Origin of the sequence: Micromonospora sp. WMMD998 (assembly GCF_029581235.1) — a bacterium.
GTDB lineage: Bacteria > Actinomycetota > Actinomycetes > Mycobacteriales > Micromonosporaceae > Micromonospora.
Map to the genome: position 1 here is coordinate 743,587 of NZ_CP120740.1, position 13,392 is coordinate 756,978.

11 protein-coding genes are annotated in these 13,392 nt (G+C 74.1%); 8 read left to right on the forward strand and 3 right to left on the reverse strand.

All coding sequences use genetic code 11. From position 1 onward, the window contains the following. The first annotated feature begins 202 nt into the window (after positions 1–202). On the forward strand, positions 203–1,057 hold the full coding sequence (fdhD, locus tag O7619_RS03455; protein ID WP_282285629.1) for a formate dehydrogenase accessory sulfurtransferase FdhD: 855 nt from the start codon (positions 203–205) through the stop codon (positions 1,055–1,057). 59 nt (positions 1,058–1,116) lie between these two features. On the opposite strand, the gene O7619_RS03460 is transcribed toward fdhD, so the two are convergent. After that, complete coding sequence (locus O7619_RS03460) at positions 1,117–2,208, reverse strand: DUF4192 domain-containing protein (RefSeq protein ID WP_282285630.1); 1,092 nt, start codon at positions 2,206–2,208, stop codon at positions 1,117–1,119. Positions 2,209–2,370: 162 nt separating this feature from the next. Here O7619_RS03460 and O7619_RS03465 point away from each other — a divergent pair, with 162 nt between their 5' ends. The 5 genes from O7619_RS03465 to O7619_RS03485 all read left to right on the forward strand — a co-directional run bounded on the left by O7619_RS03465 (position 2,371) and on the right by O7619_RS03485 (position 9,223). After that, positions 2,371–3,285: a fructosamine kinase family protein gene (locus O7619_RS03465; RefSeq protein ID WP_282285631.1), complete on the forward strand. Its 915-nt coding sequence runs from the start codon at positions 2,371–2,373 to the stop codon at positions 3,283–3,285. Then, a complete protein-coding gene (gene moaA / locus O7619_RS03470) occupies positions 3,282–4,298 on the forward strand; it encodes a GTP 3',8-cyclase MoaA (protein ID WP_282285632.1) in 1,017 nt (338 codons plus the stop codon). Before O7619_RS03465 ends, moaA begins: the two co-directional genes overlap by 4 nt. Before the next feature lie 2 nt (positions 4,299–4,300). Next, a complete protein-coding gene (locus O7619_RS03475) occupies positions 4,301–4,546 on the forward strand; it encodes a MoaD/ThiS family protein (RefSeq protein WP_282285633.1) in 246 nt (81 codons plus the stop codon). Positions 4,547–4,557: 11 nt separating this feature from the next. Then, on the forward strand, positions 4,558–5,922 hold the full coding sequence (locus O7619_RS03480; RefSeq protein ID WP_282285634.1) for a metallophosphoesterase: 1,365 nt from the start codon (positions 4,558–4,560) through the stop codon (positions 5,920–5,922). Positions 5,923–6,037: 115 nt separating this feature from the next. After that, positions 6,038–9,223 (forward strand): UvrD-helicase domain-containing protein, encoded by a 3,186-nt coding sequence (locus tag O7619_RS03485; RefSeq protein ID WP_282285635.1) that lies wholly within the window; start codon positions 6,038–6,040, stop codon positions 9,221–9,223. Positions 9,224–9,285: 62 nt separating this feature from the next. On the opposite strand, the gene O7619_RS03490 is transcribed toward O7619_RS03485, so the two are convergent. Beyond that, entirely contained in the window at positions 9,286–10,032 is a 747-nt protein-coding gene (locus tag O7619_RS03490) for an A24 family peptidase (protein WP_282285636.1), read from the reverse strand. A gap of 10 nt (positions 10,033–10,042) precedes the next feature. Then, positions 10,043–11,050 (reverse strand): EamA family transporter, encoded by a 1,008-nt coding sequence (locus O7619_RS03495; RefSeq protein WP_282285637.1) that lies wholly within the window; start codon positions 11,048–11,050, stop codon positions 10,043–10,045. 85 nt (positions 11,051–11,135) lie between these two features. Here O7619_RS03495 and O7619_RS03500 point away from each other — a divergent pair, with 85 nt between their 5' ends. Both O7619_RS03500 and O7619_RS03505 read left to right on the forward strand, forming a co-directional pair. Next, positions 11,136–11,990, forward strand: a complete 855-nt coding sequence (locus tag O7619_RS03500; protein WP_282285638.1) for a flagellar basal body protein FliL — start codon at positions 11,136–11,138, stop codon at positions 11,988–11,990. A 155-nt stretch (positions 11,991–12,145) separates the two neighbouring features. Continuing rightward, positions 12,146–13,381 carry an ATP-binding protein gene (locus tag O7619_RS03505; protein WP_282285639.1) on the forward strand — a complete coding sequence of 412 codons (1,236 nt, stop codon included), beginning with the start codon at positions 12,146–12,148 and terminating at the stop codon, positions 13,379–13,381. Positions 13,382–13,392 lie beyond the last annotated feature (11 nt).

A 13,392-nucleotide genomic window follows, 5' to 3' on the forward strand; every position in this document is an offset into this window, starting at 1 on the left:
GATCAGGCCGACGAGTGGAACGCCATGGGTCTCTCCGGCCGCTTTTCACACCCTCCGCGTTCCACTCGTCCCTCGTTTCGCGAAACGGAGTTCAGAAAGCGGAAGCGGAAGGCGGAAGGTGGCGGGCGAAACGGGAGCGGAAGTGCGGCGGGGCAGCAGGGTGAACGTGCGGGCGGGGTGACGTGCGGGAGAGGATGGCCGCATGGGACGGGCGACAGACCGGCGTAGCGTGCTGCGGATCGACCTCGGGGCCACGGGTGACCGCCGGCCCCGGGTCCGCCGGCAGGACACCCTGTCGGTGGAGGAGCCGCTGGAGATCCGGGTCGGACCGCCCGGCCCCGGCCGCCGCCGACCGCTCGCCGTGACCATGCGTACCCCCGGCGACGACCTGGACCTGGCGGTCGGCTTCCTGCTCACCGAAGGGCTGATCCGGTCCGCCGAGGACGTGCACACCGCGCAGCTCTGCGCCGGGGCGGACACGCCCAACACCTACAACGTGGTCGACGTGGTGCTCTCCCCCGGCGTACCGGAGCCGGCCATCGATCCGGCGCGCAACTTCTACACCACCAGTTCGTGCGGGGTGTGCGGCAAGGCAAGCATCGAGTCGGTGCGCACCCGCTCACGGTTCGCCGTCCGGGACGATCCCCTGGAGGTCACCGCCGAACTGCTGGCCGGCCTGCCCGACCGTCTACGCGCAGCACAGCGCGCCTTCGACCGCACCGGTGGTCTACACGCCGCCGGGCTCTTCGACGCCGACGGCGAACTGCTGGTGCTGCGCGAGGACGTAGGTCGGCACAACGCCGTGGACAAGGTGGTCGGGTGGGCGGTCCGGGCGGACCGGCTGCCGCTGGCGGGGCACGTGCTGCTGGTGTCCGGACGGGCCAGCTTCGAGCTCACCCAGAAGGCGTGGATGGCCGGCGTGCCGCTGCTCGCGGCGGTCTCCGCGCCCAGCACACTCGCCACCGAACTGGCCGAGGAAGCCGGCATGACGCTTGTCGGCTTCCTGCGGGGTCCGACCATGAACGTCTACGCCGGGGCCCAGCGCGTGGCAGCTTGACCCGACGCCGGGCCAGCGACGTGAGGGAAGGCCGCTCAGCAACCCGGGAGACGGTCCGCTCAGCGACGCGGGGGGCGACGCCGTCGGCGGCGGAGCACTGATGTGCCGGCGGTGCCGGGCCAGCCGGCCAACTCGGACGGGGACACCCCGCGGCGGAGCGTGTCGTCGAGGAACACCGCGAGCGGGTAGTCGGGGTGCTCGGCGAGGACACGTTCCAGGGCGACCGCGGCCAGTGCGCCGTGCCCGGATCGCCACGCGGCGAACGCGAGCAGGGTGCCGGGCGCCGCGGTCAGATCCGGCTCGGCCCGGCGCAGCACATCCGTCCAGAGGCTGATGTCGGCGTCCCGGCCGTCGGTGCGGGACCATGCGTGATCGCGTACCGCGAGGTCGGTGAGGAGAACGGTCAGCCAGGCCACTTCGTCGTCGTCGAGCCGTTCGCCGCGCCGCTGCCGCCGGAACGCGGACCGCACCGCCGCCGTCCCGGCCGAGCGCACCGCCCTGGCCGTCCCACTCCGATCACCGCCGCCCGAAGCACCACCGGGCGGAGCACCACCAGGCGAGGCACCGTCGAGCGGCTCACCGACGAGCGCGGCGAGTCGACGGCGGGCCCGTGCGGTGGCTCGGCGCATGACGAGTCGGACCGGGCCGGCGTACGGCGACACCTGTGCGGCCAGCGCGGCGCGGTCGGGCAGCGCGACCTGGCCGGCGAAGACGGCTGCCGCGCTGACCTGGCTGGCGGCCGGGTCGTAGGGGGTGCCCTCGGCCGGACAGCAGGCGGGCTCGTCGCAGAGGTAGGACCACCACCGACCGTCGGTGACCCGGAGGACGTCGAGGACGATCAGGCCCGCCTCGTCCAGCGCCTCGCCGACCGCGTCCACGGCGCTGGTGACCCGGGTGGCCGGGCCGTAGCCGATGACCGTCGCGACGTCGGCCTCCTGGCGCGTCACCACGAGCGCCAGGTGCCGGGCCGCCGGACCGGGGTGGGTGCCCGGTTCGGGCAGGTCGCCCCGGGCGGCGAAGACCACGCGCCGGCCCCGCATCGCGACCACGACGACGCTGTCGGTGGGATGGAAGCCCAGCAGGTAGGGCACGGCGGCGACGAGGTCGGCCGGCGAGCGGACGGACAGGCGGGGGCGCTCGGTGGAGTTCATGCCGGCAGCGTGCGTCGTCGACGGGGGCCGCGTCCGACCCTGTGGACGACATGCGGTCCGTCCACAGATACGGAGCGTATCGACCCAGGTGGGGGCCGATCGGCCACCGTCGCGGCACGGCAACACCCGCGGGATGTCCCAGCCACCCGCTACCTTGCGCTCATGGACCTGGCATACCTGCGGGCACATCCGGAGCACCTGCCGACCTTCCTGACCCACCAGCGGATCCGGGAGACCCCGGTCTCCGGCGGCGACATCTGCACCGCTTCCCGGCTCACCCTGGACGACGGGCACTCCGTCTTCGCCAAGAAGTGGCCGGATCGGGCGACGCAGCCGGTGCCCGACGGCTTCTTCGCCGCCGAGGCCGCCGGCCTGCGTTGGCTGCGCGAGGCCGATGCGGTTCCGGTGCCGGAGGTGCTTGTCGCGTTGCCGGAGCTGCTGGCGCTCGACTGGGTGGAGCCGGGCGAGCCGAGCCCGGAGGCGGCGGAGGAGTTCGGCCGCGGGCTGGCCGGGCTGCACCGGGCCGGCGCGCCCGCGTTCGGCGCCGAGTGGACCGGGTTCATCGGCGCGCTGCCACAGGACAACACCGTCGAGCCGGGGCCGTGGCCGGACTGGTTCGCCCGGCGTCGGCTCCTGCCCTACCTGCGCATGTCGGTCGACCGTGGCGCGCTCTCCGGGGAGGCGAAAGCGCTGGTCGAGCAGGTCGTCGACCGGATCGGCGAGTGCGGCGGCGACGAGCCGCCGGCCCGGGTGCACGGCGACCTCTGGCCCGGCAACCTGCTCTGGGGGGCTGACGGCCGGGCCTGGCTGGTCGATCCGGCCGCGCACGGCGGCCACCGCGAGACCGACCTGGCGCAGCTCGCGCTCTTCGGTGGCGCGCCGCTGCTGGATCGGATCCTGGCCGCCTACCGGGAGACCTGGCCGTTGGCCGCCGGTTGGCGCGAGCGGGTGCCGCTGCACCAACTACATCTGCTGCTGGTGCACACCGCGCTCTTCGGACCGGCGTACGCGGACGCGGTGGTTTCCGCCGCCCGCGCGGCGCTGGGGGGCGTCCGACGCGCTACGGTCGGGGGATGACCGCCCCCCGGACGACGGCCGACGGGGTCCTCGCCGACCGGTACGGCCGCGTCGCCCGGGACCTGCGGGTCTCGCTGACCGACAAGTGCAACCTGCGCTGCACCTACTGCATGCCGGCCGAGGGCCTGCCCTGGTTGGCCGGTCCGCAACTGCTGACCGACGAGGAGATCGTCCGGCTGGTCGGTGTCGCGGTGCGCCGGCTCGGCATCACCGAGGTGCGTTTCACCGGCGGCGAGCCGCTGATCCGGCCCGGCCTGCCCGGCATCGTGGCGGCCGTCGCCGGGATGTCACCCCGGCCACGCATCTCGCTGACCACGAACGGCATCGGCCTGGCCCGGCTCGCGCCGGCGCTGCGCGCGGCCGGGCTGGACCGGGTGAACGTCTCGCTGGACACGCTGGACCGGGCCCGCTTCGCCACGTTGACCCGGCGCGACCGGCATGACGACGTGCTCGCCGGGTTGACCGGCGCGGCAGCCGCCGGGCTCACCCCGGTAAAGATCAACACCGTGCTGATGCGCGGCGTCAACGACGACGAGGCGCCGGAGCTGCTCCGGTTCGCCCTGGCGCACGACTACCAGCTCCGGTTCATCGAGCAGATGCCGCTGGACGCCCAGCACGGCTGGGACCGGTCGTCCATGGTCACCGCCGACGAGATCCTGGCCGCCCTGTGCGCCGAGTTCGAGTTGCGTCCCGATCCGGCCGAGCGGGGCGCCGCGCCGGCCGAGACCTGGCTGGTGGACGGCGGGCCGGCCCGGGTCGGGGTGATCGCCAGCGTGACCCGGCCGTTCTGCGGCGACTGCGACCGCACCCGGCTCACCGCCGACGGCCAGGTGCGCAACTGCCTCTTCGCCACCGACGAGTCCGATCTGCGGGCCGCGCTGCGCGCCGGTGCCGACGACGAGGAGATGGCCCGCCGCTGGCGCGCCGCGATGTGGGGCAAGCGGGCCGGACACGGCATCGACGACCCGACGTTCCTCCAACCCGTCCGGCCGATGTCGGCGATCGGAGGGTGACGGTGGAGCTGACCGTCCGCTATTTCGCCGGCGCACGCGCCGCCGCGGGCCGCGCCGAGGAGAGCGCGCCCGCGGGCCGGTCGCTCGACGAGCTTCTCGACGACCTGGCCAGCCGGCACGGCGAGCGCCTGGCGGTGGTGCTCGGGGCGGCGAGTTTCCTGGTCGACGGCGTGGCCTGTCATGATCGTCGGGCGTCGTTGCCGGCCGGGGTGACGGTGGACGTGCTGCCACCCTTCGCGGGCGGCTGAGGGAGGCCGACGTGCTGGCGATGGCGACATTCGTGGGTTTCGTCGTGCTCGTCATCGGTCTGATCCACTTCTACCTGTGGAAGCGGCTGGTCCGGGACACCACCCGTCCGGGCCGGTGGCGCCGGGTCGGGGCGGTGGCGGCGCTTCTGCTCGCCCTGCTGGTGCCGGCGACGCTGGCCGGCACGCGCAACGGCTGGTCCTGGCTGGCCTGGCCGGGCTATCTCTGGCTGGCTCTGATGTTCTACCTGCTGGTGCTGCTGCTGGTGCTGGAGGTGCCGACCGCGGTGGTGCGGCTGGTCATGCGCCGGCGCGCCCGGTCGGTCACCGCCGCGGGTCCGAAACCCGAGCCGGCGCTGGTGGGCACCGGCAACCCCGCCGCGCCCGCCTCGACCGGCGACGCGGCTGACGGGCAGCCCGCCGCGGATGCCGGTGGCGCGCGGTCCACCGGCGACCGGCCGCCGACCCCGGACGCCCGCGGCGCGCGGTCCGTCGACGACATCGACCACGCGCCGCCGGCCGGCGTGGCGGCGGGTCACGACCCTTCCCGCCGGCTGCTGCTCGCGCGCGGTGCGGCGATCTTCGCCGGGCTCACGGCCGCCGGCGTCACCGGGTACGGCGTGCGGACCGCGCTGGGGCCGCCCCGGCTGGACCGGGTCCGGATCCCGCTGGCCAAGCTGCCCCGGAGCATGGACGGGCTACGGATCGCGACCGTCTCCGACATCCACCTCGGGCCGCTGCGTGGCCGGGCGCACACCGAGCGCATCGTCGCCATGATCAACCGCCTGGACGCCGATCTGGTGGCCGTGGTCGGTGACCTGGTCGACGGCACGGTGGCCGAGCTGGGCGGGGCCGCCGCGCCGCTGCGCGACCTGCGCTCCCGATACGGCAGCTTCTTCGTGACCGGAAACCACGAGTACTACTCCGGAGTGGAGGAGTGGGTCCGCGAGGTGGACCGGCTCGGCCTGCGGGTGCTGCAGAACGAGCGGCAGGAGATCCGGGCCCGGGGCGGGGTGCTGGACCTGGCCGGCGTGAACGACGTGACCGCCGCCGGCACCGGGTTGGCCGCGCCGGCCGACTACGCCGCCGCGCTCGGCGACCGCGACCCGAGCCGCCCGGTGGTGCTGTTGGCACACCAGCCGGTGGCCGCGCACGAGGCGGCGACGTTCGGCGTCGACCTCCAGCTCTCCGGGCACACCCACGGCGGTCAGATGGTGCCGTTCAACCTGGCGGTGAAGCTCCAGCAGCCGGTGGTCTCCGGTCTGGGCGAGGTGGACGGCACCAAGGTCTACGTGACCAACGGAGCGGGTTTCTGGGGTCCGCCGGTGCGGGTCGGTGCTCCGCCGCAGGTGACCCTGGTCGAGCTGCGCGCCCCGTAGCGCGAGCAGCGAGTCCCGTAGCCCGCCCGGGTCGCCGTGCCCCGCACCGCATTGCTCAGGTCACGCTTATGCGTGGCGGCGGGCGGGTAGGCGACCGGGCATGACAGGATGCGGCGTGCCTCCGTTCAGCGCCGCACCCCCCGGTGGCCTTCCGCCCTACGTCGCGGATCTGCACATCCACTCGAAATACTCCCGCGCGTGCAGCCGCGATCTGACCCTGCCGAACCTCGGCTGGTGGGCCCGGCGCAAGGGCATCGGGGTGCTCGGCACCGGCGACTTCACCCACCCCGCCTGGTACGACCACCTGCGCGAGACGCTGCACCCGGCCGAGCCCGGCCTCTACCGGCTCGCGCCGGAGGCGGAACGGGACATCGCCCGCCGCTTGCCACCCCGGCTGGCCAGTGCGGCCGAGGCGGACCCGGTCCGGTTCATGCTGAGCGTGGAGATCTCCACCATCTACAAGCGGGACGACCGGACCCGGAAGGTGCACCACCTGATCTACCTGCCCGATCTGGACGCGGTGGGTCGGTTCAACGCCGCGCTGGGCCGGATCGGCAACCTCGGGTCGGACGGCCGGCCGATCCTCGGGTTGGACTCCCGCGACCTGCTGGAGATCACCCTGGAGGCCAGCCCGGACGGCTTCCTGGTGCCGGCGCACATCTGGACGCCCTGGTTCTCCGCGCTCGGCTCGAAGTCGGGCTTCGACGCGATCGCCGACTGCTACGCCGACCTGGCCGACCACATCTTCGCCGTGGAGACCGGGCTCTCCTCCGATCCGGAGATGAACTGGCGGGTGGGCAGCCTGGACCGGTACCGGTTGGTGTCCAACTCGGACGCCCACTCGCCGCCGGCACTGGCCCGGGAGGCGACGGTACTCACCGCGAACCGCGACTACTTCGCGATCCGCGAGGCGCTGCGCACCGGCGACGGGCTGGCCGGCACCGTGGAGTTCTTCCCGGAGGAGGGCAAGTACCACGCCGACGGGCACCGGCTCTGCGGGGTGAACTGGTCGCCGGAGCGGACCCGGCAGGCGGGCGGGCGCTGCCCGGAGTGCGGCAAACCGCTGACCGTGGGCGTGCTCAGCCGGGTCGAGGAGTTGGCCGACCGGCCGGCGGGGCACCGGCCGCCGCACGCCCCCGAGGTGGCCCACCTGGTGCCGCTGGCCGAGATCCTGGGTGAGCTCAACCGGGTGGGTGCACGGTCGAAGAAGGTCGAGGGCAAGCTCAACGAACTGGTCGCGGCGCTCGGCTCGGAGCTGGAGATCCTCACCCGTACCCCGGTTGAGGAGATCGGGCGGGTCGGTGGCGAGCTGCTCGCGGAGGGCATCGGCCGGCTGCGTCGCGGCGAGGTGCGTCGGGTGCCGGGTTACGACGGCGAGTACGGGGTGATCACGCTCTTCGATCCGGCGGAACTGGGCGCCCCCGGGGGCGGGGGTGCGCAGGACGCGCTGTTCGACGTACCCGTGCCCGCGCAGCGGCGGCCCGCGGAGCCGGCGCCGAAGCCGAAGGCCAAGCGCCCGCCGGCGGCCCGGCCGGAGCCGAAGCGGACGCCGCCGCCCACGCCTCCGATCGCGCCGCCGCCCTCACCGCACGAGCCGTTCGAGCCGATGCTGGCCGGCATGGAGGAGGTCGGCACCGGCCTGCTCGACCGGCTGGACGCGATGCAGCGGGTGGCCGCGTCCGCGCCCGGTGGTCCGCTGCTCATCGTGGCCGGTCCGGGCACCGGCAAGACCCGGACGCTCACGCACCGGATCGCCTACCTGTGCGCGGAGCTGAACGTCTTCCCGGACCAGTGCCTGGCGATCACGTTCACCCGGCGGGCGGCCGAGGAGTTGCGGCACCGCCTGGACGGGCTGCTCGGGCCGGTCGCCGAGGACGTCACGGTGGGCACGTTCCACTCGCTCGGTCTGACCATGCTGCGGGAGAACGCCGCGGCGGCCGGGCTGCCGGCGGACTTCCGGATCGCCGACGACGCCGACCGGGCGGCGGCCCGCGCGGAGGCCGGCGACGACGACCAGCGGTATGTGGCGCTGCTGCGCAAGAAGGACCTGGTCGACCTGGACGAGCTGCTCACCCTGCCGGTGGCGCTGCTCAACGGTGACCGGAAGCTGGTGCGGGAATACCGCGAGCGGTGGAAGTGGATCTTCGTCGATGAGTACCAGGACGTCGACGCGGTCCAGTACGACCTGCTGCGCCTGCTCAGCCCGGCCGACGGCAACCTGTGCGCGATCGGCGACCCGGACCAGGCGATCTACTCGTTCCGGGGCGCCGACGTCGGCTACTTCCTGCGCTTCTCGCAGGACTTCACCGACGCCCGGCTGGTCCGGCTGAACCGCAACTACCGCTCCTCCGCGCCGATCCTGGCCGCCGCCGTGCAGGCCATCGCGCCGTCGTCGCTGGTCCGGGGCCGCCGCCTCGACCCGGCCCGGCTCGACCCGGAGGCCCCGCTGGTCGGCCGGTACGCGGCGACCTCGGTGTCCGACGAGGCCGACTTCGTGGTGCGTACCGTCGACGAGCTGGTCGGCGGCCTGTCCCACCGGTCCCTGGACACGGGCCGGATCGACGGGCGCGCCACCTCGCTGTCCTTCTCCGACATCGCCGTGCTCTACCGCACCGACTCGCAGGCCGCACCGATCGTGGACGCGCTGGCCCGGGCGAACATCCCGGTGCAGAAACGCTCGCACGACCGGCTGCGCGACCGTCCGGGTGTGGCCGCCATCGCCCGCGAGCTGCGCCACGCCGGCCTCGACGGACCGCTCGCCGCCCGGGTACGCGAAGCCGGTCGGGTGGTGGCCGAGCGCTTCGCCGTGCCGACGCTCGACGGCTCCGGCGCGGTACGCCCCGAGGACGTCCGCACGGCCGTGGACCTGCTCAGCCCGCTGGCCCGGCGCTGCGACGATGACCTCGAACTGTTTCTCAACCAGCTCGCGACCGGCGCGGAGGTGGACGCGCTCGACCCGCGCGCCGAGGCGGTCACGCTGCTCACGCTGCACGCGGCCAAGGGCCTGGAGTTCCCGGTGGTGTTCCTGGTCGGTGCCGAGGACGGCCTGCTGCCGCTGCGCTGGCCCGGCTTCGAGCCGGACGAGGACGCGGTGGCCGAGGAGCGCCGGCTCTTCTTCGTCGGGCTGACCCGGGCGCAGGACCGGCTCTACGTCAGCCACACCGCCCGCCGCACCCGGCACGGCTCGGAACGTCAGACCCGTCCGACGCCGTTCCTCGACGTGATCGACGCGGGTCTGTTCAACCGGCTCGGCGCCGCCGAGCCTCGCCGCCCCAACAGCCACCAACTCCGCCTGATGTGAAAGGAGGGGCCCCCGGTTAACGCCTCCGGTATAGGAGGGGGCCCCTATTAACAACCGCATGCTCAGGTGAGCACGGCGGCGAGCCAGGCGCCCGCGAGAATCGCCGGGCCGAACGGCAGCGGGGTGTCCCGGCGTACCCGGCCGGCGGCGAGCAGCGCGAGCACCGCCGTCCCGGCGAGCACGTGCGGGAGAAGCAGGCCCAGTCGGAGTGTCGGCCAGCCGAGCCAGCCCAGCGGGAACCCGAGGGCGGCGGCGAGCTTTACGTCGCCGAAGCCGAGTCGGGCGCGCGGCAGCAGCGCGAGCAGCACGTATCCGCACAGGGACAGGCCGGCACCGGCCAGGGCGGTGGCCGCACGGCCCGGCTCGCCGGTCACCGTAGCCGTCCCGACCAGGCCGAGTCCGCCGAGCGCCACCGCGCCGACAAGCGGATCGGGCAGGCGCAGCGCGATCAGGTCGGTCACCGCGAGCACCAGGCCCGCCGCCGCGACCAGCAGGAGCACCGGCAGCGCGGGTTCGGCGCCGTGCGTGACGGCCAGCCCGCCGAACACCACGGCTCCGGTCACCGTCACGCTGCCCCGGCGCGGCGAGGCGTACGCCCGCGTCGACGCGCCGGCCCGGTCGCCGGCCCGTCGCGGAGCCCTTCCCCGGTTGCCGTCGCCCGGAACGGTGCCACCGGAACCAACGCCACCGACCGGCCCCTCGTCCGGAGGAACGCCGACGACGTGGCGGCCGAACGGCACCGCGACCAGACCGGCCAGCGCGCCGAGCAGCACCGCCCCCGCCACCGGAGCCACCGACGCCACGGACACGGGCGGGACGCTACCGCCCGTCCGGCGACACGACCGTCCCGCTTACGGCTGCCGGCGCGGTCCGGCGCGGACGCTCCATACTGACCACCACGGCCACGCCGGCCACGATCACCGCGCCGCCGAGCAACACCTGCGCGGTGACCGGCTCGGCGACGAACAACGCGCCGAGCGCCACCGCGACCACCGGGTTCACATACGCATACGTGGAGACCAGGGAGATCGGCGCGTGGGCGAGCAACCAGACGTACGCGGTGAAGGCGACGAGCGAACCGGCCACCATCAGGTAGGCCAGCGCCGCCCAGGACCGCCCGGTCACCTCGGCGGGGGCGAAGTCGCGCAGCTCGCCGCGGAGGGCCGCGAACGCCGCGAGTCCCACCGCGCCGGCCACCATCTCGTAGACCGTCGCCACGAACGGGTCGGCGGGCATCCGGATCCGCCCGGACAGGTACGAGCCGATCGACCAGCTCGTCGCCGCTACCACCACGGTCAGCGCACCGGCCAACGGCACCCCGTCCACGCCGTCCCGGGGCAGCACCAGCAGGACGAGGCCGGCGAAGCCGAGCGCCACGCCGACGAAGGTCCACGGGCGGGGCCGGTCGCCGCCGGCCGTACGGAGCACCACCACCAGCAGTGGCACGGTGGCCACCAGCAGCGCGGCGACGCCCGAGGGCACCGCGCTCCCGGGCGGGCCCGACTCGGCGAGCACCACCAGGCCGTTGCCCCCGGCCAGCAGCAGCACGCCGACGAGCGCGGCGGCGCCGACCCGACGCACCGGCACGCGGAGGGCTCCCGGCCCGTGCCGCAGCCGAAGCACAAGCGCGAGCACACCGGCCGCGGCGGCGAACCGCATCGCGGCGGAGGTGAGCGGCGGCAACGACTCGACCGCGATCCGAATGCCCAGGTAGGTCGAGCCCCAGAGCAGGTAGACCAGGGCCAGGGCGGTCCAGATCAGAGCGACCGGGGCCGGCGACTTCGAGGTGTCGGTGGCGTCCGTCGCACTTGCGGGGCGTGAGCTCATCAGTGGACCACGCTACGGTGGCCAAGGCGTCGGCGTTGCCCCTCGGTGGCCGGCCTCTCAGCATTGGCGTACGCAGGAGGCGTTCATGTCGAACTTCGGACCACCGGGCAGCGGCGCATCCGAGCCGTGGGGTGGACGACGCCCCGGCGACGAGTATGCGCCCGATTCCCCTTACGGCCCGGTGCCCGGCGGCCAGCAGTACGCGCCGCCCACCGAGCAGTTCAGCCGCGAGCCGTACGGCGGCCCGCCTTCGCAGTACGGGCCGCCGGTCCAGCGTTACGAGCCGGCGCCGGGGTGGCCCGCCGGCCCGCCACCGTCCGCCGCTCCCCACCAGGGATACCCGGCCGATCCCGGGTACGCCGGACAGCCCCCGTACGCCGGACAGCCCCCGTACGCCGGGGGGCAACCCCCGTACCTCGAGCAACCGCCGTACGCAGGCGGGCAGCAGCCGTACGACGAGCCGCCGCGGCGGCGGGGTAAGGGCCTGCTGCTGGTGGTGGTGATCGTGCTGGCGGTGCTGCTGGGCGGCGCCGGAGCATACTGGCTGCTCGGCCGGGACGAGGAGAGCCCGGCGTCCGGGACGACGGCGGCCACCGCGCCGGCGGCGGATCCGAACGCGGCGGATCCCACGGCGGCGGTGACGCCGAGCGACGCGGCGGATGCGACGCCCTCGTCCGCGGCCCCGGCCTCGTCGACCGACCCGCGCTTCGTCAAGGCGGGTCAGTGCGTGGCCAACGAGGGCGGCAGTGGCCAGCCGAAGCTGGTGATCACCGACTGTGCCCCGAAGACCTACGAGGTGCTGCGCCGCGTGGACGGCGCGACGAGCGGCAAGAAGGACGCCGAGGCGAAGTGCGGCAAGGTGACCGGCTACACCGACTGGTACTTCTTCGACAGCGAGTTGGACACGCTCGACTTCGTGCTGTGCCTGAAACGCCGCTGAGGGCAGCGCGCAAGCGGCGACCGGGCCGGTAGGCAAAACTAGGGCTGTCTAGCATCCACGCTAGACAGCCCTAGTTCTGGGTCGAGGCCGACACGCGGTAGCTACCTCTACGCACGTCTAGCCTGTCCGCTAGACAACCCGATACGGTGCGATGCGTGGATCCCGTCCGCAACCCGTACGCCCCGGGCGCCGGCCAGCGCCCGCCCGAACTCGCCGGGCGGGGGCGCGAGCTGGACGTGTTCGACGTGGTCCTGGAGCGCATCGCCCGGGGCCGCCCGGAACGCAGCCTGATGCTCACCGGGCTGCGCGGGGTGGGCAAGACGGTGCTGCTCAACACGCTGCGCTCGGAGGCGATCAACCACCTCTGGGGCACCGGCAAGATCGAGGCCCGGCCGGACCAGTCGCTGCGCCGGCCGATCGCCGCCGCGCTGCACATGGCGGTCCGGGAGCTGGCTCCTCGGCACCGCGCGCCGGACCGGATCGACGCCTTCCTGGGTGTGCTCAAGGCGTTCGCGCAGCGCTCCACGCCGGCCGGGCGGGGCGGCGCGGCACCGAGGCTGCGCGACAGGTGGCAGCCGGGCATCGACGTGCCGGCCGCCAGCGGCCGGGCCGACTCCGGCGACATCGAGATCGACCTGGTGGAGCTGCTCAGCGACGCGGCGGCGGTCGCCACCGACGTGGGCACCGGCATCGCCATCTTCATCGACGAGATGCAGGACGTCGGCGCCGAGGACGTCTCCGCGCTCTGCGCCGCCTGCCACGAGCTGTCCCAGCTCGGCGCGCCGCTCATCGTGGTGGGCGCCGGCCTGCCGCACCTGCCGGCCGTGCTCAGCGCCGCCAAGTCGTACTCCGAACGGCTCTACCGCTACCAGCGCATCGACCGGCTGGACCGGATCGCCGCCGACCAGGCGCTCTGCGCGCCGGCCGAGCGGGAGGAGGTCGAGTACGAGCAGAAGGCCCTCGACCTGCTCTATGAGAAGTCCGGCGGCTACCCGTACTTCGTCCAGGCGTACGGGAAGGCGACCTGGGATCATGCGCCCCGCTCGCCGATCACGGCGGCGGACGTCCGGGTCGCCGCGCCGGAGGCGGAGGCGGAGCTGGCGGTGGGTTTCTTCGGCTCCCGGTTCGAGCGGGCCACCCCGGCCGAACGTGAATACATGCGGGCCATGGCCACGTTGGCGCTGGTCGACGGCGAGGAGAGCGCACGGGACGACATGGACGCCGCGGTGCCCACCGCGGAGATCGCCCGCGCGCTCGGCCGCAAGCCGGCCAGTCTCTCCCCGGCCCGGGACGCGCTGATCAAGAAGGGTCTGATCTATTCCGGCGAGCGGGGGACGGTGGCGTTCACCGTCCCGCACTTCGGCCGCTACCTGCGCACCCAGCCCGCCTGATCGGATGAGGT